The sequence below is a fragment of the Streptomyces roseifaciens genome, assembly GCF_001445655.1.
Lineage (GTDB): Bacteria > Actinomycetota > Actinomycetes > Streptomycetales > Streptomycetaceae > Streptomyces > Streptomyces aureoversilis.
The window spans coordinates 271,201-295,833 of the sequence record NZ_LNBE01000004.1 but is presented as its reverse complement, the minus strand read 5'-3'; the positions used below and the strand labels follow the sequence as shown (position 1 = coordinate 295,833).

Sequence of the window (24,633 nt, the reverse complement as noted above, 5' to 3'; positions counted from 1 at the left end):
GATGTCGCAAGTGCCGCGCCCCTCACAACTGACGGCGTGCCCCGCCTGCAGGGAACCGCTGGACCCGGCCGACAATTTCTGCGGCGGCTGCGGCGCCGACCTGTCGGCGGTGCCTCCGGTCCTCCCCGACGACGGCGACGCCCCGTCCGACTACCGGCTCGCGCTGCCCGACCCCGGCGCCCGGGCGGCCGTACGGGCTCCCCTCGTGCCTCCTGCGCCCTCGGACGACGGCCCGCCACAGCCCGCGCGGCCACCGGGAAGTGACGCCTCGGCGGCCCCCGGCGCGCCCGACCCCCGCACCGGGGCCGTGCTGGGCGGGGTCCCGGCGCAGGCGGCGCACGAGGTCTCCGGGGCGCCGCCCGAGGAGGGCGCCGCCCACCCGGCTCCCGAGGGCACCGGGCGGATCTGCGGGTCGTGCCGATCCGGCATGATCGACAAGGACGGGTACTGCGAACACTGCGGGCATGCACAGCCGCGCGAACGGGATCACATGGAGCACCAGTTGCCAGGCGTCGCAGCGGTCAGCGACCGCGGACTGCGCCACCACCGGAACGAGGACGCGTACGCCGTGTCCGCCATCGCCCTCGCCGACGGGGCCCCGGCCACCGTCGCCGTCGTCAGTGACGGCGTGTCGTCCGCGACCCGCCCCGACGAGGCGTCGGCCGCGGCGTGCGCGGCCGCACGGGAGGTGCTGGTCGCGGCCCTGCCGGAGGGAGGGGATCCGCGGCAGGCCACCCATGACGCGATCATGCGGGCGGCCGAGGCGGTCAACTCGCTGGCCGCGCCGGCACGCGGGCCGCTGCAGCACGACCCGCACCGCCACGAGAACGCCCCCGCCTGCACGATCGTGACGGCCGTCGTCACGGGCGACCTGCTCACGGTCGGCTGGGTCGGCGACAGTCGGGCCTACTGGGTGCCGGAGGACCGTTCCACCCAGCCCGCCCGGCTCACCGAGGACGACTCCTGGGCCGCTCAGATGGTCGCCGCGGGTCTGCTGACGGAGGCCGAGGCGTACGCCGACGAGCGGGCCCACGCCATCACCGGCTGGCTGGGCGCGGACGCCTACGAGGTCGAGCCGCACACCGCGTCCTTCCACCCCGACCGCAAGGGCGTGGTCATCGTCTGCACGGACGGGCTGTGGAACTACGCCGAGTCCGCCGAGCTGATGGCCGAGGTCACCCCGCCGGACGCCAGGACGCGGCCGCTGGAGTGCGCCCGGCAACTGCTGGCCCACGCCCTGGACGGAGGGGGCCACGACAACGTAACAGTGGCCGTACTGCCGTTCCCGCTGTCGCCCGAGGGGGCAGGATCGGCCTGAGACCAGGGCTCCCCCGGCTGCCGCCGGAGGTGCCCGCAGGGGGGATGCGCGCCGGTGGCCCGGCGGTGCCGCGCGCCGGTCCGCCCGGGTGTCCATGGCACGGACGGAGTACCGAGGAGCGGATCAGATGGCCAATTTCTCCAAGCCGAGCGAGCACCGGTTCACGGTCGAGGTGTACCAGAACGCCCATCTGCCGGAAGGCGGGCGCGAGGTCAACGCGATCGTCACGGTCACCGCCACGGGCGGAGGGACCATGGCGGAGGCGCCGCTCGCCTCCCGGACTCCCCTGGTGCCCCATCAGTCCCCGGCGTCCTACGGGCAGCGGGCCGCAGGCCCCGACGCGGCCGTGGTCGTCATGGTCGACTGCTCCGGCTCGATGGACTACCCGCCGACCAAGATGCGCAACGCCCGCGCCGCCACGGCGGCCGCCATCGACACCCTGCGCGACGGCGTGGCCTTCGCCGTCGTGGCCGGCACCCACCAGGCGAAGGAGGCCTACCCCGGCGGCGGGCGGCTCGCGCTGGCCGACGCCACCACCCGGCAGCAGGCCAAGGACGCCCTGCGCAGGCTCACCCCGGGCGGCGGCACCGCCATCGGCACCTGGCTGCGCCTGGCCGACCGGCTGCTGGAGTCGTCCGAGGCGCCGATACGGCACGGCATCCTGCTCACCGACGGCCGCAACGAGCACGAGGAGCCCGACGCCCTGCGCGCCTCGCTGAAGGTCTGTGCGGGCCGGTTCACCTGTGACGCACGCGGGGTGGGCACCGACTGGGAGGTCAAGGAGGTCACCGGCATCGCCTCGGCGCTGCTGGGCACGGCCGACATCGTCGCCGACCCTGCCGGGCTGTCCGCCGACTTCACGCGGATGATGGAGAGCGCCATGGGCAAGGAGGTCGCGGACGTGGCCCTGCGCCTGTGGACGCCGCAGGGCGCCGAGGTGCAGTTCCTCAAGCAGGTCGCACCGTCCCTGGAGACGCTGACCGAGCGGCGCGTGGACGCCGGCCCGCGCATCGGCGACTACCCCACCGGCTCCTGGGGCGACGAGTCCCGCGACTACCACCTGTGCGTGCGGGTGCCCGCCGCCGCGGTGGGCGAGGAGATGCTCGCCGCCCGCGTCTCGCTGGTGCTGCCCGCTCCCGCGGGCTCCTCGCCGCAGGTCCTGGCGCAAGGGCTCGTACGGGCGGTCTGGACGGACGACCTCGCCGCGTCCACCTCCCTCAACCCCCAGGTCGCGCACTACACCGGCCAGGCCGAGCTGGCCCGGGTCATCCAGCAGGGCCTGGACCTGCGCCGGTCGGGCGACATCGACGGGGCGACGGCCAAGCTCGGCCGCGCCGTCCAGCTGGCGAACCGCTCCGGCAACGAGGACACCGCGAAACTCCTCGCCAAGGTGGTGGACGTGGTGGACGCCGCGACGGGTACTGTGCGGCTGAAGGCGAAGGTCACGGCGGAGGCCCAGATGACCCTCGAAACGCGCTCGACGAAAACCGTACGGGTGAAGAAGTAGCGCCGGGAGGCGTGGCGGCCGCAGAGTGTGCCGCGGCGCGGACCGTCCGCCCCGACCCTGGGAAGCAACCGCCGGCTGGGCACCGCCCCGCCGGCAACGACCCGCAACGAACGGCACACGAGGGGGATCAACCGACATGCCGACCTGCCCGAACGGCCACCAGTCGACGGCCGAGGACTGGTGCGAGGTGTGCGGCCACCGCATGTCGGGGACGCCCGACCGGCCCGGCCCCGCCGGAGCCACGGGTGCCGTCCCGCCGCCTCCCCCCGCTCCGCCCACCGGCGCGCCCCTGCCGCCCCCGAGCGGCCCGCAGGGCGCGCCCGGCTACGGCTTCGGCGGGCACACCGGGGACACGACCGTCCAGGCGGAGCTGTGCCCGCACTGCCGTACGCCCCGCGAGGCGCAGGCACCCTTCTGCGAGGAGTGCCGGTACAACTTCCTGACCCGGACGGGGGCTTCGTTCGGCCCGCCGCCTCCGCTGTCCCCGCAGGGGCTGCAGTCGGCCCCGCCGCCCCCGCCGCAGCACACCCAGCCGCCGCAGTCCTACGAGTACTACGGCTCGCGCCCGTCGCGGATCAACCGCCCGGCCGAGCCGCTCACTCCGGAGACGCACACGTCCTCGCCGTATGCCGAGCCGGTCTACGCGGACGAGGCCGGCGGCGACTGGATGCTGCCCCCGCCGAGCACGACCACGGCGCCGCCCGCCTCGCCCTACGGGTACGAGCACGCGGCGACGGGCGGGGTGCCGGGGCAGCAGGGGCAGCAAGGAGCGCCCCAGCAGCACGCGCCGGCCGGGTGGACGGCCGTCGTGGCGCCCGACCGCGAGTACTTCATGGCGATGATGAACCGCAGCGGCCCCGAGGCCGCCGGGCTCAACCTCCCGGCGTACTCCCCCGAGCTGCAACTGCCGCTGAACGGGCCCCAGGTCACGGTCGGGCGGCGGCGCCACAGCACCGGCGAGTCGCCGGACATCGACCTGTCGCGCCCGCCGGAGGACCCCGGCGTCTCGCACCAGCACGCGATGTTCGTGCAGCAGCCCGACGGCAGCTGGGCCGTGGTCGACCAGGACTCCACCAACGGCACCACCATCAACGGCTCGGAGACGCCGATCCAGCCCTACGTGCCCGTGCCGCTGCAGGACGGCGACCGGGTGCACGTGGGGGCGTGGACGACGATCACTCTGCACCGGGGCTGACGGGCCGCGGGCGCCGGCTCCAGGACCCGTCAGGGCCGGCGCGTACCGCCCAGCGGCCACCTGCACGGGCCCTCGGGGTGATCCAGCCACGCCCACTGGGCGTCGCCCGCGACCGAGACGCCGAAGCGCTCGCGCCCCGGGCGGCCCTCGGCGCGCCAGACGGCGTGGGCGTCCGCCGGGTCCAGCGCACCGGCGGTCAGCGTCAGCAGGAAGCGGAAGCGCTCGCTCTGCAGCAGCCGGCAGGGCAGGCCCCGGATCCGGGGCACCGGCGCGGCCGCACCGCCGCGCAGCGGGACGAAGTAGGCGGGGGTGCGCAGGAACCTTCCCTCGGCGTGCGTGGCGTCCGCGACCCGCAACGCGATCAGGCCGGTGGCGAGCGGGGCGAGGATCAGGCCGTCCGGTCGCGTCTGCGCGATCCAGGCGGGCGGCACCCGGGAGAGGGCGCAGGTGGCCAGGATCCGGTCGAACGGGGCGCGCCACGGGCAGCCGAGCGCGCCGTCCCCCGTGACGACCTCCGGGTGGAAGCCGGCCTCGGTGAGGTGGTCGCGGGCGGCGGCGGTGATCTCCGGGTCGAGGTCGACGGTGGTGACGTTGCCGTCGCCGAGGCGGTGGGCGAGCAGGGCCGCGTTGTAGCCGGTGCCCGTGCCGATCTCGAGTACGCGGTGGCCGTCCTGGACGTTCAGGGCGGAGAGCATCATGGCCATCAGGGAGGGCTGGCTGCTGGAGGAGATCAGCTCGCCGTCCCGGACGCGGGTGGCGAGCGGCTCGTCCGCGTAGGCGCCGACCAGCCAGTTCTCGTGGCCCAGGGGGTCGGGGTCGCCGCCGGAGAGGCGCCGGCGGCCGGCGACGGCACCGGCGTAGTAGACGGGGACGAACAGCTCCCGGGGCACCTCGGCGAAGGCGCGCCGCCACCGGGGGTCGGTCAGCTCCCCGGCCGCCCGCAGCCTCTCGACCAGCTCTGTCCGCAGCGCCGAGGACAGCTCCATGTCGCGCTTGAGATGGGTAGCGCCCATGCCTCCACTGTGCGCCGCGGCCGCGGTTCGTGCGAAGGTCCTACATCGCCGGTCCTCGGCCGGTCCGTCTGAGACCATGGAGGGGTGATTGAGATTCCGCGCGGCACGCTTCAGGAGCAGACCTTCTACGAGCAGGTCGGCGGCGAGGAGACCTTCCGGCGCCTGGTCCGCCGCTTCTACGAGGGCGTGGCGGGCGACCCCCTGCTGCGGCCGATGTACCCCGAGGAGGACCTCGGCCCGGCCGAGGAGCGCCTGGTGCTCTTCCTCATGCAGTACTGGGGCGGGCCGCGGACGTACAGCGAGAACCGGGGCCACCCGCGGCTGCGGATGCGCCACGCACCCTTCACCGTCGACCGGGCCGCGCACGACGCGTGGCTGCGGCACATGCGCGACGCGGTGGACGAACTGCAGCTCGCTCCGGAGCTGGAGCAGCAGCTGTGGAACTACCTCACGTACGCGGCGGCGTCGATGGTGAACACCGAGGGCTGAGCTCCCGGGCTCGGGCCCGGGCGGGGCCCGGGCCTCAGGCGGGCGTGACCGTCAGCCCGGAGATCCCGCCCGTCCGTACCGCGATGGAGCCGTACGGCGTGGTCAGCCGCAGCCAGCCGGCCGCGGCGAAGAGCACCACCGGCGCCTCGGGCGCCAGGGCCGTGCCCGTGCGGGCGCCCGGCATGGACGAGCTGCTCACGGAGCCCGCACCGGCGCGCACAGGGCGCAGGAAGCCCAGCGACTGCGCGGCGTGAACCGCGCGCAGCGGCAGCCCCGTCTCACCGAGGGTGCGGGACCAGATCTCGCGGCCGATGCGGTCGCGCTCGACCCGCGTGCGGCGCTGCTCGGGCAGCGCCTCGTCGCGGGCGCGGAACTCCGCGACCGCCGCGCCGACCGCCCTCCTCAGGGCCTCCTGGCCGGGAAGGCCCTCCACGCGCTGCCAGCCGCCGCGGGGCGGCAGCACCCCGGCCCAGGGCGGGCCGGTGACGGCGCCGGGGACGGTGATCTCCAGCTCGCCCGAGGGCGCGGCGGGTGCCGCGTCCAGGGCGTCGGCGAGCTGCCCGGCCGAGACGGTGACGTCCAGCGCCCCGCCGTGGGCCAGCCGGGCCGTGCGGACCGCCAGCACCTCGAAGGAGGGCGGGCGGCCGAAGACGCCGAGCACCCCGCCGGCGGCCTGCAGCCGGACCGCGGCGGCCCGGTCGTAGTGGATCAGCCGGGCCAGGAAGGCGACCAGGTCGGCCGTCTCCCCGGCATCGGCGAACCGCAGCCGCTGCCCGGTCGGAGGCTGGAGCCCCGTCATACGGCGACGGCCTCCTTGGGGGACCCGTCGCCGCGCCCGCCGCCGGCCTCCTCCGCGTCCCGGAACTCCTCCAGGAACATCCGCTCCTCGGCGGTGATCCGCCGGGGGCGGCCCGCCTCGAAGTCGAAGGGGACGACGACGGTGCTGGCGCGGACGTAGACGTGCTCCTCGTCCTTGACCTCGTAGGCGACGGTCAGGGACGCGGCGCCGAGCCGCGTCACCCAGGTCTCCACGGTCACCGGCGCATGCCGGTGCACCAGGGGGCGCAGGTAGTCGATCTCGTGCCGGGCCACGACGGACCCGCCCTGGAACGACGTGCTCCCCTCCCCCGGCGCCAGGCGGAACATGAAGTCGATCCGCGCCTCTTCGAGGTAACGGATGAAGACCGCGTTGTTCACATGGCCGAAGGCGTCCATGTCCGACCAGCGCAGGGGGCAGGAGTAGAGGTGACGCGCCACGATCAGCCCCGGGTGAGCTTCTTGTAGGTGGCGCGGTGCGGACGGGCCGCGTCCGGGCCGAGGCGCTCGATCTTGTTCTTCTCGTAGGACTCGAAGTTGCCCTCGAACCAGAACCACTTCGAGTCGCCCTCGTAGGCCAGGATGTGCGTGGCCACCCGGTCCAGGAACCAGCGGTCGTGGGAGACGACCACAGCGGCGCCCGGGAAGTCGAGCAGGGCGTTCTCCAGGGAGGAGAGGGTCTCGACGTCGAGGTCGTTGGTCGGCTCGTCGAGGAGCAGCAGGTTGCCGCCCTGCTTGAGGGTCAGCGCCAGGTTGAGGCGGTTGCGCTCACCGCCGGAGAGCACGCCGGCCGGCTTCTGCTGGTCCGGGCCCTTGAAGCCGAACGCGGAGACGTAGGCGCGCGAGGGCATCTCGACGTGGCCGACGTTGATGTAGTCCAGCTCGTCGGAGACGACGGCCCACAGCGTCTTCTTGGGGTCGATGTTGGCGCGGCTCTGGTCGACGTACGAGATCTTGACGGTCTCGCCGACCTTGATCGAACCGGAGTCCGGGGTCTCCAGGCCCTGGATCATCTTGAACAGCGTGGTCTTGCCGGCGCCGTTCGGGCCGATGACGCCCACGATGCCGTTGCGCGGCAGGGTGAAGGACAGGTCGTCGATGAGAACCTTCTCGCCGAAGGCCTTGGAGAGGTTGTTGACCTCGACGACGATGGAGCCCAGGCGCGGGCCCGGCGGAATCTGGATCTCCTCGAAGTCCAGCTTCCGCATCTTGTCGGCCTCGGCGGCCATCTCCTCGTAACGGGCGAGGCGCGCCTTGGACTTGGCCTGACGGCCCTTGGCGTTGGAGCGGACCCACTCCAGCTCTTCCTTGAGGCGCTTCTGGCGCTTCGCGTCCTTCTGGCCCTCGACCTTCAGACGGGAGGCCTTGTTCTCCAGGTAGGTGGAGTAGTTGCCCTCGTAGGGGATCGCGCGGCCGCGGTCGAGCTCGAGGATCCACTCGGCGACGTTGTCGAGGAAGTACCGGTCGTGGGTGATCGCCACGACGGTGCCCGCGTACTTGGCCAGGTGCTGCTCCAGCCAGTTCACCGACTCGGCGTCGAGGTGGTTGGTGGGCTCGTCGAGGAGCAGCAGGTCGGGGGCCTCGAGCAGCAGCTTGCAGAGCGCGACGCGGCGCTTCTCGCCACCGGAGAGGTTGACGACCGGCCAGTCGGCGGGCGGGCAGCCCAGCGCGTCCATGGCCTGCTCCAGCTGGGCGTCGAGGTCCCAGGCGTTGGCGTGGTCGAGCTCCTCCTGGAGCTTGCCCATCTCATCGAGCAGGGCGTCCGAGTAGTCGGTCGCCATGAGCTCGGCGATCTCGTTGAAGCGGTTGAGCTTGCCCTTGACCTCCGCGACGCCGTCCTCGACGTTCTCCAGGACCGTCTTGGACTCGTCCAGCTTCGGCTCCTGCATCAGGATGCCGACGCTGTAGCCGGGCGAGAGGAACGCGTCGCCGTTGGACGGCTGCTCCAGGCCCGCCATGATCTTGAGGACGGTGGACTTACCGGCACCGTTGGGGCCGACCACACCGATCTTCGCACCGGGCAGGAAGCTCAGCGTCACGTCATCGAGGATGACCTTGTCGCCGTGCGCCTTGCGCGTCTTGCGCATGGTGTAGATGTACTCAGCCAAGAGAAACCGTCCGGCAATCGAGAAGGGCCAATGTGCGGCTCCGCCGCGTGAGGGCAGATACACCCATCTTGCCGCACCGGACGCCCGGGGCGGAAACCCGATATGGACGCGGCCCGATCCCGGGCGGACACCACGGGGCCCTGAGGCCCCGCGGCGCCCCGCCGGTCGCTCAGTCCCCGGAGGCCGCCCGTTCGCGGCGCAGGAGGTAGACCGCGCCGCTGCCTGCGACTATCAGGGCGATCGCCATGCCCGCGATCGTGGGCGTCGTGTGGCTGCCGCCGGTCGCGGCCAGGTCCCCGTCGGCCCGGACGGCGGTCGCCTTGCCGGAGCCCCCGCCCGTCGACGCCGGGCTCATGCGGGAGGCCAGGGTGGCCTTGGTGCCGTCGTCCGCGGTGCCGCCGTCGTCCCCGGCGCCCCCGCCCCCGCCGTCGCCGCCGCCCGCGGCGCCGGACACCGGACCGGACTCCGGGCCGGGTCCCGCGGTGCCGCCCGCGGGGGCCGCGGCCGCGGTGGCGGCGGAGGTCGCACAGTCCATGATCCCGGCGAAGGTCCTGGACAGGCCGCCCGGGCCCGTGATCGTGAACCGGTACGCGCGGTCCTCGCCGACCTTCACCAGGGTGGTCTCCGACCTGCCGGGCGCGACGGTGTGCTTCCTGCCGGCCAGCTCGTAGGTGAAGGGGGCGTCGCCCTGGTTGTCGGCGGTGACGTCGACGCCGCCCTTGGCGCAGTTCTTCCGGGCGGACAGGGCCGGGGCGGCGCCCTTGCCCGTCCAGTGCGCGGTGGCGCCCGCGGAGACGGCGCTCTCGCTGGAGCCGGCCAGGATCTGCGTCTGGGTCGTGGTGTGGTCGCCGATGAGGACCCGGCCGACCGGGACCTTGGCGGCGCCCGTGGCCTTCAGCGACATGGAGCCGTCGGGGGCGCCCGCGGGGACGTCCACGTAGAACTCGCCGCCGTTGCCGGTGGAGGCGACGGGCTTGCCGTCCTTGTCGACGATCTTCACGCCCCGGGCCACGGCATCACCTGAAGGAGTGATGGTGACACTGCTCGCCGTGGTCCGCACGGCGACCGGGCCGAGCTTCCGGCCGGGCTTGCCGGAGAGCGCCGGCGGCGTCAGGGTCAGGGACGCCTCGGGCTCGTCGACGTCCTTCGCGCTCTTGTAGAGGTAGTCGGCGAGCTTCTCGGCGGCCGGGTCCTTGGCGTCGACCTGGGCGCCGTCCGAGTACCGCCAGATGGCCACCTGGGTGCCCGCGGCGGCGGTGTTCGCGTCGAGGGGGCCCGTGCCGGCGTCCTTGGCGAGCGCGGCGAGGTCGTTCACCTGCGGGTAGGAGTGCTGGAGGATCCAGCGGATCTTCCCCGCGTCCTTGTTGGCGTGCAGGGACGACTCGCCCCAGCCGACCTCGCGGTAGCGCGCGCCGTCCACCCGGTTGGTGAGGATGTCGATGCAGTACGTCTGCAGCGTCCCGCCCCCGTCGACCTTCATCTCGAACAGGCCCGCGGGGACCTCGCCCGTCTTGCGCCGGTCGTGCACCACGGCGCCCGAGCCGGCGGTGATGCCGCCGAGCGTGGCCGCGACGCCCCCCGGGTTCTGCGGCGCGTCGTCCGCGGCGGCGGGGCCCGCCGCGGCTATCGTGCCCACCGCGGCCAGTCCCGTCGCCAGGGCGGCTGCGGCAAGGCGGGCGGCTCCCCGCCTCCTGACAGAAATCATCGACTTCCTTCCGGGCGAACGCAGAACAAGTCGGCGCGCCTCGCCACCGAACTCACGACTCAGAAGCCCCCGTTGCACGCCGTCGCGCGCGGCCGTAGTGACGCCGCCGCGGCCCCCCGTGGCACGTTGCTGTGAACGTGATCTTAAAGAGCGAGCGCGACACCATCCCCATGGGAGGGGCCGCTCAATCGATCCGAATCGGAATCGTTACCGGGAAACGCGGCCTGACCTGGCAATATCGATAAATCACCGGGACAAACCGACCATTTCAGAAGGGCGGCGGCTCCGCACCGGCGGGGACGGCCGCCGGATCCGGAACGGCCGGAGCGGGTGACGGAGCGGATGCCGGAGCGGACGGCTCCGCCGGCAGCGCCCTCGCCGGCGACACCCTGCGGAACACCGACGTCCCGCGGCTCAGGTCGTGGCCGACCGACACCGCGTCAATCTCCGCCGACAGCCACCGCTTCCCCTCGCGCTCCTCCTCGCGGATGCGCAACTTGCCCTGCACCACGACCGGTTCCCCCACGTCCAGCGACGCCACCACGTTGGCCGCGAGCGCGCGCCACGCCCACACGGTGTAGAAGCTCGTGTACGCGTCCGTCCACTCCTCCTTGGACCGGTCCCAGCGGCGCACCGTCGCCGCCAGGCGGAACCGCGAGGACGGCGAGCCGTTCGCCGCCTCCCGGTAGTCCGGCTCCGTCGCGACGTTTCCCACGACCGTCACCAGCGTCTCGTTCATACGGACCGCCCTCCCCCGTTCCGGAACCTGCTTCGTGCCTCACACCTTGTGCTTCGTGCTCGGTGCTTCGTGAGGCCATGCTGCCTGCGCACGCGGCATCCCGCCGGGGGCTGTGGATCAGGAGCCGGTTGTGGAGAACCGGGTCACCCTCACGGGCTCACACGGAGAACTCCGCCTCCCTCACGCCTCGCCCGCCGCGATCACGTACTGGGCGCGCACCTCCTGATACCGCAGCAGCTCCGCCGCCACGGGCTCCAGCACCCGCTCCCGCCCGCAGCCAGCGGCCGCGTTGCGCAGCCGCCGCTCCGTCTCCAGCCCGTACCGGCGCGCCGGCCCGCGCGCCATCGCGCGGCAGCACCAGGCCAGGGCCGGCCCGCCCGCGACGCCGCCCGCCAGCAGCGGCCCCGGCACCCACCAGTCGCCGCCCCAGCTGCCGGTCAGCACCCCGAGCAGCCATGCCGCGGCGACGGCCTGCAGCGCCGACAGCACCCACTGCACCGCGGCTGCCACGGCCCACCACCCGGGCCGGATCGGCCGGGCCGCACCGCCTCCGCGTGCACGCCGCCCGCCGACGAGCCGCCCGCCGGTGCGCCAACCGGTCCGCCCGGAGGAATCCCCGCCGGCCGCCGGCGGGGCGACCGGGCGGCCCACGCCCGTGCACCACGCGCTCGCCCGGCGGGCGCCCGTGCGCCACATCCCCGGCCGCCCGGGCGCCCCGGCGCCGGCCATCGCGGCCGCAGCGGCGGCGGACGCCGCGTCCAGGGCCTCCGCCAGCCCCTCGGCCCCGCGCCGGGCCGCCTCGCGCACGGCCAGGGCCCAGGGGTCGGGGAGCCCCGCGGACGCCTCGTAGGCCAGGGCGCGTACGGCCTGTTCCACGAGCGGGCGGGACACGGCGCGGGAGGGGGGCGCGGCGGATCCGGCAGCGTCCGTGCCCGCCCCTGCAGCCGCGGGGAGGGAGAGGGACGGGGATGCGGGCGCAGGGACAGCCGCGCCGGACTTCCCCTCCGCCCCCGCCTTCGGATCCGCGCCCGAACCCGCACCCGCGACCGAACCCCTGCCTGTGCCCGTCCTCGTGCCCGTACTCGTACCGCCAGCCCCGGCCGCAGCCCCTCCCGCGGCCTTCCTCGCCGCGCGGCCGCGTACGCACCACTGCCGGGCCCGCGTCCACGGCGTCCCGCAGGCCCGTCCGGCGTCCCGCAGCCAGGCGCGTTCCGCGGCCAGCCCCGCCGCCTGGGCGCCCACCGCCTCGGCCAGCCGGTCCTCGAACTCGTGCCGCGCCGACTCCGTCAGCCCCGGCCGCCCGTCCGCCACGTACGCGCCGCGCAGCCGCGCCGAGACCCCGTCCACGTCGGCCGTCAGGCGCCGCAGCGCCGCGCCCCGCGACGCCGTGAACTTGCCGAGGATCTCGCGCAGTTCCCCGACGCCGTCGCCCGTGAGGGCCGACAGGGCCAGGACCTCGGCGCCGGGCTCGCCGTGCTCGCCGAGGGCGATGCCGTCGTCGTCCAGGAGGCGGCGCAGGTCGTCGAGGACCTGGTCGGCGGCGTCCGTGCCCAGCCGGTCGACCTGGTTGAGGACGATGAACGACACCTCGGCGTAGCCCGCGAGGGGCCGCAGGTAGCGCTCGTGGAGGACCGCGTCCGCGTACTTCTCCGGGTCCACGACCCAGATCACCGCGTCGACGAGCCCGAGGAGCCGGTCCACCTGCTCGCGGTGGCCGGGGCTGGCCGAGTCGTGGTCGGGCAGGTCGAGCAGGACGAGCCCGTTCAGGGCCGGGTCGTAGGGGCGGACGGGCTGCCTCCGCGAGCGGGCGGGGATGCCGAGCCGGTCGAGGACGCCGTCCGCGCGCTCGGGCTCCTCCGTCCACACGCAGGCCACGGGCGCGGCGGTGGTGGGGCGGCGCACGCCCGCCTCCGACAGCTGGGCCCGGGCCAGCGCGTTGAACAGGGTGGACTTGCCGCTTCCGGAGGCTCCGGCGATGGCCACGACGGTGAGGTCGAGCGGGTGGCGCTGCCGGGCGACGGCCTCGTCCAGGACCCGCCCGGCCTCGGCGAGCGTGCGCCGGTCCAGCCGCGCCCGGGAGAGCCCGACGAGCTCGCGCAGGGCGTCCAGGCGGGGGCGCAGGACGGCCGCGCCGGGGTGCGGCACGGGTACGGCGGGAGGGCGCGGGAGGGTCTCCGGGCGCGGCGGGGGCGCGTTGCGCGCCTCTGGTGCGCTGCCCGCGCGCGGGGGGCGGTCGGGCCGTGCGCGGCGGGCGATGAGGCCGTCGTCCCAGCTGCCCGCGGAGGTGGCGGTGTCGGGGGCGGGGCGGCGGCCGGCGGACCGTTCGTCCCGGGTTCCGGCACGCCGGTCGGCGGATCGGTCGGCAGATCGATCGGCGGATTGGTCGGCGGGGCGCACGGTGGTCACCTCTCCCTCTGCAGTACGGACAGCGCGGCGATGAGCTCGACCTGGTGGTCGGGGGTGACGTCGAGGGCTTCGAGCGGGGCGGTGCGGCGGTCGCGCTCGGCGTCGAGCACGCCGCCGAGGCACTCGGCCAGGAGCTGCCCGCCGCGGTCGCGCAGGCGCAGGGCGCCCTGGGCGCCGAGCAGTTCGGCGAGGCTCTCGCCGGCCGCGCGGGCGGTCCCGCCGCCCAGCAGGGCGGCGGCCAGCAGCGCGGCGGCCCGGTCGGCGTCGACGCCGGCGCCCTTCTCGGCGGCCCGCACCTCCTCCTCCGCGAGCTCCTCCAGGCAGCGCCGCCAGCGGCGCACGGCGACGCCGATCCGGCCGACGGCCCCGTCCGGGTCGCGCGGGGCGAGGACGGCGTCCGCGGCCGGGTCGCCCGTGCAGGCCGCCGCGACCTCCTCGTCTGCGGCGGCGACGGCGCAGCCGACCAGGGCGGCGAGGGAGGCCGTGAGCGCGCCGAGCAGCTCGTCGGAGGTGCTGTCGTCGGGGTGGCCGTGCCAGTGGGTGAGGGCGTCGCCCGCGAGGGTCTCCCCGGCGGCGACCCCGGACCGCACGCGCGCCGAGGCCCTCGCGTAGGCGTCCTCCACGCGCTGCATCAGCCGGACGGCGGCGGCGTGCTGGACGGCGGCGGCACCGGCGAGCCCGGGCAGCCGGGAGGCCAGGGAGGCCAGCAGCCCGGCGACGGTGCGGGCGGAGGCCACGGCGCGGGCGGCGGGGTCCTGGGCGCGCTGGTGGAGCCAGCCGCGCAGTCCCGCGACGGCGGTGTCGGGCAGCAGCCCGGTGCCGCCGCCCGCGGACTCGGGGAGCTCGGGGATGGTGAAGCGCGGCACGTCTCCGAGGCCCGCGGCCGCCAGCAGCGCGCCGTAGTGCCGGGAGACCTCGGTGGCGACCTGGTGGGGCACGCGGTCGAGCACGGTGACGAGCGTGACGTCGTACTCCTTGGCGGTGCGCATCAGGTGCCAGGGCACCGCATCCGCGTACCGCGTCGCGGTGGTGACGAGCACCCAGATGTCGGCGGCGCAGATCAGCTCGGCGGCGAGCTCGCGGTTGCGCGCGACGAGGGAGTCGATGTCGGGGGCGTCGACGAGGGCGAGGCCGGGCGGCATGGCGCGGTCGGTCTCGATGCGCAGGGAGGGGGGTTCGGCGGCGGCGTCCTCGTCGCTGCGGCGGCCGTCGGGGTCGGTGTCGTAGAGGGTGGTGACGTCCTGGGCGGGCACCCAGACGCGGCGCAGCTCGGGCAGCACCCGCTGCCCCGCGAACCAGTGGTGGTCGTCCGGGTGGCAGACCAGCACAGGCGTACGGGTCGTCGGCCGCAGGACCCCCGCCTCGGTGACCCGTCGTCCCACCAGGGAGTTGACGAGGGTGGACTTGCCCGCCCCGGTCGATCCCCCGACGACGGCGAGGAGCGGCGCTTCGGGGGCGCACAGGCGGGGCACCAAGTAGTCATCGAGTTGCGCCAGGAGTTCGGCACGGTTTCGGCGGGCGCGGGCGGCGCCGGGAAGGGGGAGGGGGAAGCGTGCGGCGTCGACACGGTCACGCAGTGCGGACAGTGCGTCGAGCAGTCGGGGCCGTACTTCCAAGGTCGCCACACGTGCAGAATGCCCAATTCTGGTGTGATTTTGAAGCGTATAGGCCATGGCGCGCGAGGCGTGGCGCACGGGGCTCAGGCATAACGAGTACACAACACCCGTCGCCTGGGGCGTGAAAAACGGTGCAAGATTCGTACCCGCCTGCGATTATCAGGACCGCTTCACTAAACCTCCACATCGTGGCACGGAGGTGAAGCAACCGGGACGAGGTGAGCGGAGCCCTATCCTTGTCCCCGGCAAGGTCACGGCACCACCGAGCCCGGGGCTTCAGCCGTCCGCGACCGCCGCACACACCGGCCCCCGTAGCTCAGTGGATAGAGCAGGCGCCTTCTAAGCGCTTGGCCGCAGGTTCGAGTCCTGCCGGGGGCGCTCGCTCCACACCGCACGCCCCTCCTCCGGGAGGGGCGTTTTTGCTGGTCGGATGAGGTTCGGCGGGTGGCCGAGGACGTCACGGGGGGGGCAGCTCCGGCGACCGGAGTCCCGGCGGAACAACCCGTCCAGCCGTCAGCACTCCTCCCGTGCAGCGGGTACTGGTGAACCATGACCGGCACCTTCACCACCCGCACCGTCGACGTTACGACCGGCTCCGCCGAGACCATGCACGACCTGACGAACGCGTGCTCCGCGTTCCTCCGGGAGGTCGCTCACGGGCGGGACGGGCTGCTGAACGTCTTCACCCCGCACGCGACATCCGGTCTGGCTGTCATCGAGACCGGCGCGGGCAGCGACAACGACCTGCTGGCGGCCCTCCGTGTGGTTCTTCCCGCGGACGACCCCGGGCAGGACCGTCACGGAGGTACGGGCTCCGGCCCTGATCGCATGCTCCCCGCTCTGGTCCCACCCCACGCCACGCTGCCCGTGGTCGGCGGTGAGCTGGAGCTGGGGACCTCCCAGTCCGTCGTCCTGGTGACCGCCGATCAAGGCGGCGCCGATCGCCGGGTCCGGCTGTCCTTCCTCGGCTGACCCCGGGCCGTCGCCCCGGCGTTCGGGTCCGCCGGGCGCCTCCGGGTGCCTCCGGCGTCGATGAGGATCTGTCCGGCCCGGGTGACGTTGCCTGGTCGCGCAGGGTCTGCGGACCGCCTGCCGGAGTAGGGTGGAGAAACCGGGAACACTTCGCACACCGGCCTCCATGCGGGTGTCGTTCCCGGCGAGTCACGGTGCCGGGCAGTCGACGACGAGCCCGGGGGCAGGTTCGCATCATGGTTGCCGCCATCGACCGTACGACCACCGACGACGCCCCTTCGCCGCCCGCTCGCCTGTCCCTGACGCCGGGGACGGCGTCGGGGCTTCTGGACGGCGCCTGGTGGCCTCGCTCGCGGGACCTCTCCCGCGAGCTCCCCGCGCTGGCGGAGAGGCTGGACCACTCCTGGGGGCGGGTCACCCGCGTCACGGTGAATCCGGCCTTCTGGCCCGTGATCCCGCGCACGGTTGCCGTCACCGGACACACGGTGCACGTGGGGTGGTTCGCGAATGAGCAGGACCCGCACAAGCTCCTCCTGTTCTCCTACAGCGCGGACCGCTTGGACCTGCTGATCATCCCGCCGGAGACCGACCCGGCCGCAGCCGCCCGGCTGATGTCCGCCGCGACCACCCCCGGAGGCCTCCTCACCGCGAGCAGGCTGATGGAGGACGAGCGAACGGCCGGCGACGCGACGGAGTCACGGGGCCGCGAAGAGGAGTGGGAGACCGAGGGCGGGCACGCGTCCCCACCGGCCGGGAAACCGGCCGGGCCTCCGAACCCGGTGGACCCCGCGGCCTCCCCTCGTCCCGGAGGGGAAAGCTCACGCAAGGACCATCCATGAGCGTCTTCATCAAACTGGTGGAAAATCGTCCGCCGCAGGAATACGCGAACGACCGTACGGCGGACATCTCCTACGACGACACCGCCGAGGGCAATTCCGAGATCACGTACCAATACGACGTGCTTCCCGGCGGGACCCTGAGGATCCTGCGGGTCACGAGAGGGGAGGAAGCCGTCGTCCATGCGGTCTACGCCCCGGGCCTGTGGTTCCGCGTCGAGGGCCTCTGCCGCGGCACCACGGAATAGCGGCCCGGACAGGAAACGCCGGGCGCCCACGCCCCTCCCAGCCGGGAGGGGCGTTTTCGCTTCCCTCCCGCCCCGCGGCCCCGGTGGGTCCTGTGGGTCCTGTTTCCGGACCGGCTGGCGGAAAGCGTTCCTTGACGCGGGATTCGCGCCGGTAAATCGTGTGATCGCTGCGCTCGCGGACGGGGAGCGGCGCAGGTCAGCGGGGGTGTCCCCGACTCTTCCCCGACTCTTGCCCGATCTCACCGCTTCACGGCCTCCCCGGCCGCACCACTTGGAGGACACGCCTTGTCCGGCGAGCAGCATCTGTTAAAGGTCTACAGCGACCGTTCCTACGTGCACACCACCACCGTGCGGCACCAGGGCACCACGGTCGCCCTGGCCATGGACGACCGGCGGCGGCTCGTCTACACGGTCCTCGACCTGGCGCGGCACGACGAGGCCAGGGGGGAACTCGACGCGGCCTACTGGTCGGAGAACCCCCTGCCGCTGCCCTTCCCGTCGGAGGTCACGGACGTGGGCTTCGCGGCCGTGGGCGCCACCGCGCTGCCCGCGGTCAAGCGCGGCGGCAGGGTCGAGGCCGCGCCCGGCGAGCGGCTGGGCGCGGACGAGACGGACCCGTTCCTGTCCACGACGGCCAGGCTCACCGAGCTCGCCCCCTTCCACGCGCTGTCCGACGGCACCCACATCGTGGTGCTGCGCCAGTCCGTGGGCGCCGGTCACCCCGACGCGGTGCACAAGCTGGCAGGCGGGGCGTCGTCCGGGGACCCGGACCGTACGGACTATGCGAAGGACCGCGACGGCGCGAAGATCCCGCTCGTCGCGGACACGCTGCTGTGCGACCGCTTCCTGCTCGTCGGCGGGGAGCTGAAGCCCGTACTGGAGGCCCGCTACCGGCGCAGCCGGCACAAGGACCGGCCGGATTCGGCCAAGGACAGCCTGGGTACGACGGACATGGAGGGGCGTCCCTTCCGCGAGCCGACCCAGGAGCTGTCGTTCGTACGGAACCTCTCCGGCGGCCGGTTCGCCGCGCTGATGGTCCCCACCGCCGTGCACGGACAGCAGCGCTGGCAGGTCTTCGCGCACAACGACGCCACCGGCCGGATCGACTCCTTCAACGTCGAGCAGGGCCGCGACGGGCTGTTCAACCTCCAGGGCACCCAGGCCTGGACGAGCCCCGACCCGGCGCACCGCGACGCCGTATACGAACGCTCCCCCGGCACCTGCCCGTTCACCGGGCAGCCACTGATACCCGTGGTCAGCACGGAGGGGCACGCGGAGACCGCGCTGGCCTTCGGCGAGGGCGATGCGCACGTGCGCGTCGCCGAGGGGCCGGAGCTGGCCGGCCGCGACTTCACCGTCGAGTTCTGGGCGCGGCGCACGGCGACGGGCCGCCAGGAGTTCCTCGTCGGTCACGGCGACGAGGCGGGCGCTCCCCGCAAGTCCCTGCACATCGGCTTCCGCGAGGACGACCGCTTCACCTTCGCCTTCTACGCCGACGACCTCAACGCCGACGGCCCGGTCACGGACACCTCCTGGCACCACTGGGCCTGCGTCTACGACCACGGGGCCCGCCGGCAGACCGTCTACCGCGACGGCGAGGAGGCCGGCAGCCGCGCCACGGAGTCCGGCTACACCGGCACCGGCCCCCTCCTGCTGGGCCGCGCACTCGCCCAGGGCGCCCGCGCCGAGCTCGACGAGGTGCGGATCTGGGACCGCGCCCGGACCTCCGACGAGCTCAAGCGCGACAAGGCCGTCCGCCTCGTCGGCAACGACCCCGGCCTCGTCGCCTACTACCGCTTCGACGAGGGCTCCGGCACCCGCCTGCACGACCAGACCGACGGCGCCCGCCACGGCGAGCTCGTCGGCGACCCGAAGTGGGTGACGTCCGAGGCGCCCGTCGGCGACCACCCGGGCGTCCGGCGTGACAGCTTCGCCGTGACCGGCCGCGCGGTCGTCTCCGGCCTGTCCGCGGTCCTCTACCACCAGCAGGAGGAGACCGCCGTCGGCTACGGGCAGGAGCCCAAGCCCGCCAAGCGCCAGGCGCGCGTGCTCCTGTCGTACGCCACCTCCGGGCCCGACCCGAAGACCGGTGCCGCCACCGGCGAGGCGTACGCGGCCACCGTCGACTTCGGCGTCGGCCGGGACGGGCGCCTCGCGCAGGTGCCGGACGAGCTGGCGCTGCCGGTGCTCGCGGCACCGGAGGCCAGCGGGGACGTCGAGGCGATCAGCCGGCTGGACGCCCAGGTCCGGGAGCTGGACCGGGAGGCCGCGGGCAAGGAGACGGAGATCGCGCGGCTGGCGTCGCAGACCGCGGACGCGCAGCAGGCGCGTGAGGAGCGCGACGCGCTCAAGAGCCGGCTGGACAACAACATGCTGGCGTGGTTCTGGCGCGTGCGGTTCAAGCAGCAGCGCGACGGCCAGGACCTGTACCTCGCGGTGTCGGGCCGGCTCCAGAACGAGGCCCCGCTGGTCAGGACCACGAACAAGGACGACGCGACCGCCGTTTGGCACTTCGTCGATCACGGCGGCACCCACGACGGCTACCCCCTCTACTTCATGATGAACGAGGCGGGCGAGCTCGACGTGCACGTCCGCGACGAGAGCCGGGACAACGGCGCCGAGCTGGTCCTGTGGCGGCGCAACATCAGCGGCTGGAACAGCCACTTCACCGTGCGCGACCTCGGCGACGGCCACTCGGCCCTCGTCAACCGCTACAGCGGCAAGGCGATCAGCGCCATCGACCGCATCCACCGCGACCGGGTGGTCCAGTACGACCTCGGCACGGTCACCGCGAGCGGCGAGGCGGCGGTCGTCATGGAGCGGCTCCGGCCCCGCGGGTACGACTCCGGGATCCAGAGCCAGCACGACCGCCTCGCGCTCGCCGAGGCCCGGCTGCGCGAGGCCGACGCCGGCCAGGAGAAGATCGGCCGGCTGCAGCGGGAGCTCGCCGTCATCCAGGCCGAGCTGACCGCCAAGCGCGAGGAGCTCGCGCGCCTCACCGGCGGCCTCAAGGGCGCGGACGACATCGCCCTGCCGATGCCGCAGCTCTCCGTCGACCGGACCGGCCTCAGCTCCTCCGGCGCCCTGCTGGAGTTCGCCCGCGGCGCCGACCGCCCGTACCTGCTGGACAGCGCCACCGGCAGCGTCGTGCTGTACTTCCGGGGCGCCGACGGGCAGTTCTTCGCGACGTACTACGACACCCTCGTCTCCCGCGCCACCCGGCAGCTCGCCGGTCCCGACGGCACGGCGATGACGTTCGCCGCCCGGGACGCGGGCACCGACCTCGCCGGCCTGACCATCCAGATCATGGACGTCGGCGACGCCGGGCTGTGCGAGCTGACGATCCGGCGCGGCAAGGAGAGCGAGATCTGGCGCCGGCTGCCGCGCCGGGCCGCCGGCTTCGCCGCCGCTGTCAACGGTGCGGCGGGCCAGGCGTACGACTACGCGCAGCAGGCCGAGAGCAACCGGCCCGGTGTGCCGCTGTCGGCCGGTTCCCGGCTCCTGGTCGTCGACCCGGGCCGGGCGCAGGAGGTGCCGCTCGGCGCCGTGCCCGACCTCGTCACCGGTCACGGCCCCCGCTGGCGCGCGGACAAGCCCGGCCGGGCGTACGCCTTCGACGGCCGGCAGAACGTCCTGACCATGGACGGGCAGCTGGACCGCGCCGCCGCGACGGGCGACCTGACCCTGGAGGCGTGGGTCAACCCCGAGCGGGTGCGGGGAGCGGCCCGCGTCGTCCACGCCAACACCGGCGACAACCCGTTCTCCCTCACCCTGCTGGCCCCGCCCGCGCCGCCCGCGACCCCCGCGCTGTCCTTCGACGGAAAGAGCGGCGTCGCCGTCACGGACACGCAGCTCGACGTGTCCGCAGGCGACTTCACGGTCGAGTTCTGGGCGCGGCGGCCCGCGGCCCCCGACGGCCGCCCGCAGATCGTGGTCGGCCACGGCACGTCCCACGCCGCCGACAGCTCCTCCCTGCACATCGGCTTCCGCGCGGACGGCGCCTTCACCTTCGCCTTCTACGGGGACGACCTCGACACGAAGGAGAAGTACACCGACACCGCCTGGCACCACTGGGCGTGCGTCTTCACCAAGGCCTCCCGTGAGCAGGTGATCTACCGGGACGGCGCGGAGGTGGCCCGGCGCACGGCGACGCGCGAGTACCGGGGATCCGGACCCTTCAGCTTCGGCAGCTCCCACGCCGGCTGGATCCCGGACTACGCGCGCGTCGAGATGGACGAGGTGCGGCTGTGGGCCACCGCCCGTACCGCAACCGAGATCCGTGCGCGGATGGGGACGCGGCTCAAGGGCGACGAGGACGGCCTCTGGGGCTGCTGGTCCTGCACGGGGCCGGCTTCCGGGCCCGACGGGAAGCCGGTCGTCACCGACCGCTCGCCGCAGCACTGCGCCGTCACCCTGCGCGGCACCGTCACCACGGCCACCGCCCCCGAGGCGCTCACCGCCGGCGAGACCCCCGGCTACCGCATCGTCGCCGCCGTGGGCAACCGCCTCACCGCCACCCGCGCCTCCTTCCCCCTGCGCGAGTGGACCCACCTGGCCGCCGCCTACGAGCAGTCGTGGGCGGTCGGGCTCGCCGACGGGGCGTACCTGGAGGTGCCCGACAACGACGCGCTCGACGTCACCGGCGACCTCACCGTGGAGGTGTTCTGCCGCGTCGACGCCCTGGGCACCCCCCAGGGCCTGCTCTCCAAGGGGCGTGCCGCCGACGGGGCGGGCGGCAGCGTCCCGTACCGGCTGCTCGTCCTGCCCGACGGGCGGCTGGAGTTCGGCTTCGAGGAGCCGGACGGGAAGCTCGTGCGGTTCGCCTCCACCGAGAGCCTCACCGCCGGAACGTTCCACCGGATCGCCGTCGTCCGCAAGGGCGGCCGGTCGATGCAGGAGCGCAAGGGCTCCAAGGAGATCACCGCGGCGGGCGCCGACGGCAGGCCCGTCAGGCAGACCGTGGAGCTCGTGGAGTCCGTCGACCTCCAGGAGTGGCAGGACATCCGCTTCTTCGTCGACGGCCGCGAGGCCGGCACCGCCCGCTACGAGGGGCCCGGTCCCAAGGGCAACACCGGCACGCTCGACATCGGCCGCGCCCGGGACGGCCTGGAGACGCACTCCTTCACCGGCGTCGTCTCCGAGGCGCGGCTGTGGGGCGTGGCGCGCGACGCGGCACAGCTCGGCACGCCCGTCTCGGCGCGCGACCGCGGGCTGACGACGCACTGGCGGTTCGAGGAGAACGCGGGCAACACCGCGGCCGACACCACCGGTTCGCACGCCGCCCGGCTGCGCGGGGCCCGCTGGACGGCCAACCCCGACCCGCGCGGCAGCCTCTTCCGCCTCTACCGCAACGGCGTCTCGGTGGCCTGCGACCCCCTGGAGCCCGCCGGCGTCGCGGACGCGGACTTCGCGGACCACGGCGACGCCCAGCTCTCCCTCGGCGCCCGGCTCAAGGACGGCAAGGCCGGGCAGCCCTTCCACGGCGTCCTGGAGGAGGTGCGGATCTGGCGGACCGCCCGTACCCAGGAGCAGGTCCTCGACAACCTCTTCACCCGCCTCAGGGGCGAGAAGGAGGACCTGATCGCCTACTGGTCCTTCGACCGGGCCTCCACCGACGAGGCGGCCGACCTCGTGCGCGACGAGGGGCTGCGCGGCAACCACCTGGCGCTGCGCGCCGCCCCCGCCCGGCCCGCCGCCGTCCTGTCCACCGCCCCCGTCTCCAGCGACACCGCCCAGGTCCGCTCCGCGCTCGCCGCGATGCGCACGCCGTTCCACGAGACGGTCTCGGGCGCGCCGGCCGTCGCCGAGTACGCGGACATGCAGTACACCGTCAAGGGCGAGGCGTTCGGCGTCCTCAAGCGGGCGTACGGCTACCTGCGCGACGGCCGCTGGCACCTGGTCACCGGCTACAAGGTCGGCGACCTCGTCAGCGAGTGGGTCAGCCAGGTGCAGTTCGACCCGCAGCTGGTCGGCTACGTGGAGGGCGCCCCGCCGGTGCCCTCGGAGAACCTCACGCCCAACACGGTCGACCCCGACCGCGCGACCTACGACGGCGTCGCCTCGGTGGAGTTCACCCAGGCCGACCAGGTCGTCCACTCGCTGTCGTCGGCCAAGGAGCGCAGCGTCGACGCGGCGTTCGGCTTCGCCCTCTCCAACGAGGTCGACGTCGACATGTGGATGATCGCCGCGCCGCTGGGCTTCGGCGTGGCCAAGTCCATGGCGAAGGCCAAGGTGTCGGTGGGCGTGCGCGGCAGCCTGGAGTTCTCCAACAGCTGGGCCGACGAGACGGCCGTCTCCCAGGGCGAGAACACCGCCCGTGCGATGAAGGTCGACCTGTCGGGCAGCTGGGAGGACCCGCTCAAGCCCCTCAACCCCGCCCTGGGCCGCCGCTACGTCCCCGTCAACACCGGCTTCGCCCTGGTCCAGTCCCAGACCGCGGACGTCTTCGCGCTGCGGCTCGCGCACAGCGGCACCCTGGTCGCCTACCGCATCCAGCCCAACCCGGACATCCCCAAGGACTGGAACGTCGTCCCGTTCCCCCTCAACCCCCGCTACACCAAGCAGGGCACGCTCGACGGAACGATCGGCTTCGACGAGCGCGGCCGGGTCCTCGACCCCGACTACGCGGGCGGCCGCGACCACGGCGAGTACAGCTACTACAAGCCGCGCGAGGCGTACGCGATCAAGCGGCGCATCCAGCGCGAGCAGCAGCGGCTGCGCGGCTACTACGAGTCGGTCTCCACCGACACCCACGCCCCGGACCCCACCGCCGAGCGGGCCGGCCGGGTGCTGGGCGGCGCGATCGGCGGCGACACCTCGCCCGGCAAGGGGCGGGAGACCGCGGGCAGCTCCGCCGGTGCGGGCTTCTCGCGCCGCGACCTGGTCAACACCTACGTCTGGACGGCGGACGGCGGCTTCTTCGCCGAGACGACGGAGACGACCGACGCCGTCAGCGAGACGACGTCCGGCTCGTACTCGCTGTCCGGCTCCGTGGGCGCCTCCGTGGGCACGTCCTTCGACGTGATGGGCATCGGGGTCAACGCGCAGCTCGACGCGTCGGTCGGCGGCGGCCTGTCCGTCACCCGGGCGCGGGGCAAGGAGGCGACGCGCTCCTTCGGGCTGAACGTCACCTGCTCGCCGTCGGGCAACGTCCAGCAGTACGACGCCAACCGCAAGCCGGTCTTCGACTCCGACGGCAAGCCCGTCAACGCGCCGGGCAAGGTGGACGCGTACCGGTTCCTCAGCTTCTACCTCGGCGAGGACACCGAGCACTTCGACACGTTCTTCCACAAGGTCGTCGACCCGGCCTGGCTGGAGAACGGCGCCGACCCGAACGCGGCCGCGCTGCGCCGGGCCCGGCAGTCGGACCGCAAGCCGCCGTGCTGGCGCGTGATGCACCGCGTCACGTTCGTCAGCAGGCTGCTGCCGCCCGTCCCGGCCGACGGCGCCGCCCCGCTGGAGCGGACGATGCGTCAGCTCGACCTGGAGAGCAACTACGAGCTCGTCCGGCGCCTCGACCCGTACGTCAAGGGCGCGGCCACCGGACGGGCCGAGCTCGCCGGGGCCGTGCGCAGCGCCCTCGCGGCGCACCTGCCGGAGCTGAGCCCGCACGCGGAGGAGGTGATCGGCTTCCTCGCGCAGTACTACGGCGTCGAGAGCTGATGC

The 24,633-nt window shown here is 74.0% G+C and carries 16 protein-coding genes and 1 tRNA gene; 9 read left to right on the top strand and 8 right to left on the bottom strand.

Annotation, left to right across the window (positions count from 1 at the left end; all coding sequences use genetic code 11):
- Position 1: 1 nt before the first annotated feature.
- The 3 genes from AS857_RS18425 to AS857_RS18415 all read left to right on the top strand — a co-directional run bounded on the left by AS857_RS18425 (position 2) and on the right by AS857_RS18415 (position 4,020).
- A complete protein-coding gene (locus AS857_RS18425; protein ID WP_058044407.1) occupies positions 2-1,318 on the top strand; it encodes a PP2C family protein-serine/threonine phosphatase in 1,317 nt (438 codons plus the stop codon).
- Between the two features lie 127 nt (positions 1,319-1,445).
- Complete coding sequence (locus AS857_RS18420) at positions 1,446-2,825, top strand: vWA domain-containing protein (RefSeq protein ID WP_058044406.1); 1,380 nt, start codon at positions 1,446-1,448, stop codon at positions 2,823-2,825.
- A gap of 136 nt (positions 2,826-2,961) precedes the next feature.
- Positions 2,962-4,020 carry an FHA domain-containing protein gene (locus AS857_RS18415; RefSeq protein ID WP_058044405.1) on the top strand — a complete coding sequence of 353 codons (1,059 nt, stop codon included), beginning with the start codon at positions 2,962-2,964 and terminating at the stop codon, positions 4,018-4,020.
- Positions 4,021-4,049: 29 nt separating this feature from the next.
- On the opposite strand, the gene AS857_RS18410 is transcribed toward AS857_RS18415, so the two are convergent.
- Positions 4,050-5,033, bottom strand: a complete 984-nt coding sequence (locus AS857_RS18410) for a methyltransferase domain-containing protein (protein WP_058044404.1) — start codon at positions 5,031-5,033, stop codon at positions 4,050-4,052.
- An 84-nt stretch (positions 5,034-5,117) separates the two neighbouring features.
- On the opposite strand from AS857_RS18410, the gene AS857_RS18405 reads away from it, so the two are divergent.
- On the top strand, positions 5,118-5,522 hold the full coding sequence (locus tag AS857_RS18405; RefSeq protein ID WP_058044403.1) for a globin: 405 nt from the start codon (positions 5,118-5,120) through the stop codon (positions 5,520-5,522).
- Positions 5,523-5,556: 34 nt separating this feature from the next.
- On the opposite strand, the gene AS857_RS18400 is transcribed toward AS857_RS18405, so the two are convergent.
- The 7 genes from AS857_RS18400 to AS857_RS41530 form a co-directional block, all read right to left on the bottom strand.
- Positions 5,557-6,321 (bottom strand): DUF8010 domain-containing protein, encoded by a 765-nt coding sequence (locus tag AS857_RS18400; RefSeq protein ID WP_058044402.1) that lies wholly within the window; start codon positions 6,319-6,321, stop codon positions 5,557-5,559.
- Positions 6,318-6,779 (bottom strand): acyl-CoA thioesterase, encoded by a 462-nt coding sequence (locus AS857_RS18395; protein WP_058044401.1) that lies wholly within the window; start codon positions 6,777-6,779, stop codon positions 6,318-6,320. The genes AS857_RS18400 and AS857_RS18395 overlap by 4 nt, the downstream gene beginning before the upstream one ends.
- Before the next feature lie 2 nt (positions 6,780-6,781).
- Positions 6,782-8,446 carry an energy-dependent translational throttle protein EttA gene (ettA, locus tag AS857_RS18390; protein ID WP_058044400.1) on the bottom strand — a complete coding sequence of 555 codons (1,665 nt, stop codon included), beginning with the start codon at positions 8,444-8,446 and terminating at the stop codon, positions 6,782-6,784.
- A gap of 169 nt (positions 8,447-8,615) precedes the next feature.
- Positions 8,616-10,151 (bottom strand): Cys-Gln thioester bond-forming surface protein, encoded by a 1,536-nt coding sequence (locus tag AS857_RS18385; protein WP_058044399.1) that lies wholly within the window; start codon positions 10,149-10,151, stop codon positions 8,616-8,618.
- 268 nt (positions 10,152-10,419) lie between these two features.
- Positions 10,420-10,890 (bottom strand): single-stranded DNA-binding protein, encoded by a 471-nt coding sequence (locus AS857_RS18380; protein WP_058044398.1) that lies wholly within the window; start codon positions 10,888-10,890, stop codon positions 10,420-10,422.
- Between the two features lie 180 nt (positions 10,891-11,070).
- Positions 11,071-13,296, bottom strand: coding sequence for a GTPase (locus tag AS857_RS37835; protein ID WP_245700287.1), 2,226 nt, complete (start codon positions 13,294-13,296; stop codon positions 11,071-11,073).
- On the bottom strand, positions 13,293-14,912 hold the full coding sequence (locus AS857_RS41530; RefSeq protein ID WP_058046887.1) for a dynamin family protein: 1,620 nt from the start codon (positions 14,910-14,912) through the stop codon (positions 13,293-13,295). The genes AS857_RS37835 and AS857_RS41530 overlap by 4 nt, the downstream gene beginning before the upstream one ends.
- A gap of 305 nt (positions 14,913-15,217) precedes the next feature.
- Between AS857_RS41530 and AS857_RS18365 the strand changes: the two genes are divergently transcribed.
- From AS857_RS18365 to AS857_RS18345, 5 genes are all read left to right on the top strand, one after another.
- Positions 15,218-15,290: transfer RNA gene (locus AS857_RS18365), tRNA-Arg, on the top strand.
- 171 nt (positions 15,291-15,461) lie between these two features.
- Positions 15,462-15,884 (top strand): YjbQ family protein, encoded by a 423-nt coding sequence (locus tag AS857_RS18360; RefSeq protein WP_058044397.1) that lies wholly within the window; start codon positions 15,462-15,464, stop codon positions 15,882-15,884.
- A 236-nt stretch (positions 15,885-16,120) separates the two neighbouring features.
- Entirely contained in the window at positions 16,121-16,723 is a 603-nt protein-coding gene (locus AS857_RS18355) for a DUF5994 family protein (protein ID WP_058044396.1), read from the top strand.
- Complete coding sequence (locus tag AS857_RS18350; protein ID WP_058044395.1) at positions 16,720-16,968, top strand: hypothetical protein; 249 nt, start codon at positions 16,720-16,722, stop codon at positions 16,966-16,968. The genes AS857_RS18355 and AS857_RS18350 overlap by 4 nt, the downstream gene beginning before the upstream one ends.
- Positions 16,969-17,253: 285 nt before the next feature.
- Positions 17,254-24,630, top strand: coding sequence for a LamG-like jellyroll fold domain-containing protein (locus AS857_RS18345; protein ID WP_058044394.1), 7,377 nt, complete (start codon positions 17,254-17,256; stop codon positions 24,628-24,630).
- The last annotated feature ends 3 nt before the right edge of the window (positions 24,631-24,633 follow it).

Excerpts from the sequence above, each read along its gene's own strand:
- AS857_RS18425 (WP_058044407.1), top strand. The coding sequence starts at position 2 with ATGTCGCAAGTGCCGCGCCCCTCACAACTGACGGCGTGCCCCGCCTGC.
- AS857_RS18385 (WP_058044399.1), bottom strand. The coding sequence starts at position 10,151 with ATGATTTCTGTCAGGAGGCGGGGAGCCGCCCGCCTTGCCGCAGCCGCC.
- AS857_RS18350 (WP_058044395.1), top strand. The coding sequence starts at position 16,720 with ATGAGCGTCTTCATCAAACTGGTGGAAAATCGTCCGCCGCAGGAATAC.
- AS857_RS18380 (WP_058044398.1), bottom strand. The coding sequence starts at position 10,890 with ATGAACGAGACGCTGGTGACGGTCGTGGGAAACGTCGCGACGGAGCCG.
- AS857_RS18355 (WP_058044396.1), top strand. The coding sequence starts at position 16,121 with ATGGTTGCCGCCATCGACCGTACGACCACCGACGACGCCCCTTCGCCG.
- AS857_RS18400 (WP_058044402.1), bottom strand. The coding sequence starts at position 6,321 with ATGACGGGGCTCCAGCCTCCGACCGGGCAGCGGCTGCGGTTCGCCGAT.
- AS857_RS18410 (WP_058044404.1), bottom strand. The coding sequence starts at position 5,033 with ATGGGCGCTACCCATCTCAAGCGCGACATGGAGCTGTCCTCGGCGCTG.
- AS857_RS18360 (WP_058044397.1), top strand. The coding sequence starts at position 15,462 with ATGACCGGCACCTTCACCACCCGCACCGTCGACGTTACGACCGGCTCC.
- AS857_RS18420 (WP_058044406.1), top strand. The coding sequence starts at position 1,446 with ATGGCCAATTTCTCCAAGCCGAGCGAGCACCGGTTCACGGTCGAGGTG.
- AS857_RS18415 (WP_058044405.1), top strand. The coding sequence starts at position 2,962 with ATGCCGACCTGCCCGAACGGCCACCAGTCGACGGCCGAGGACTGGTGC.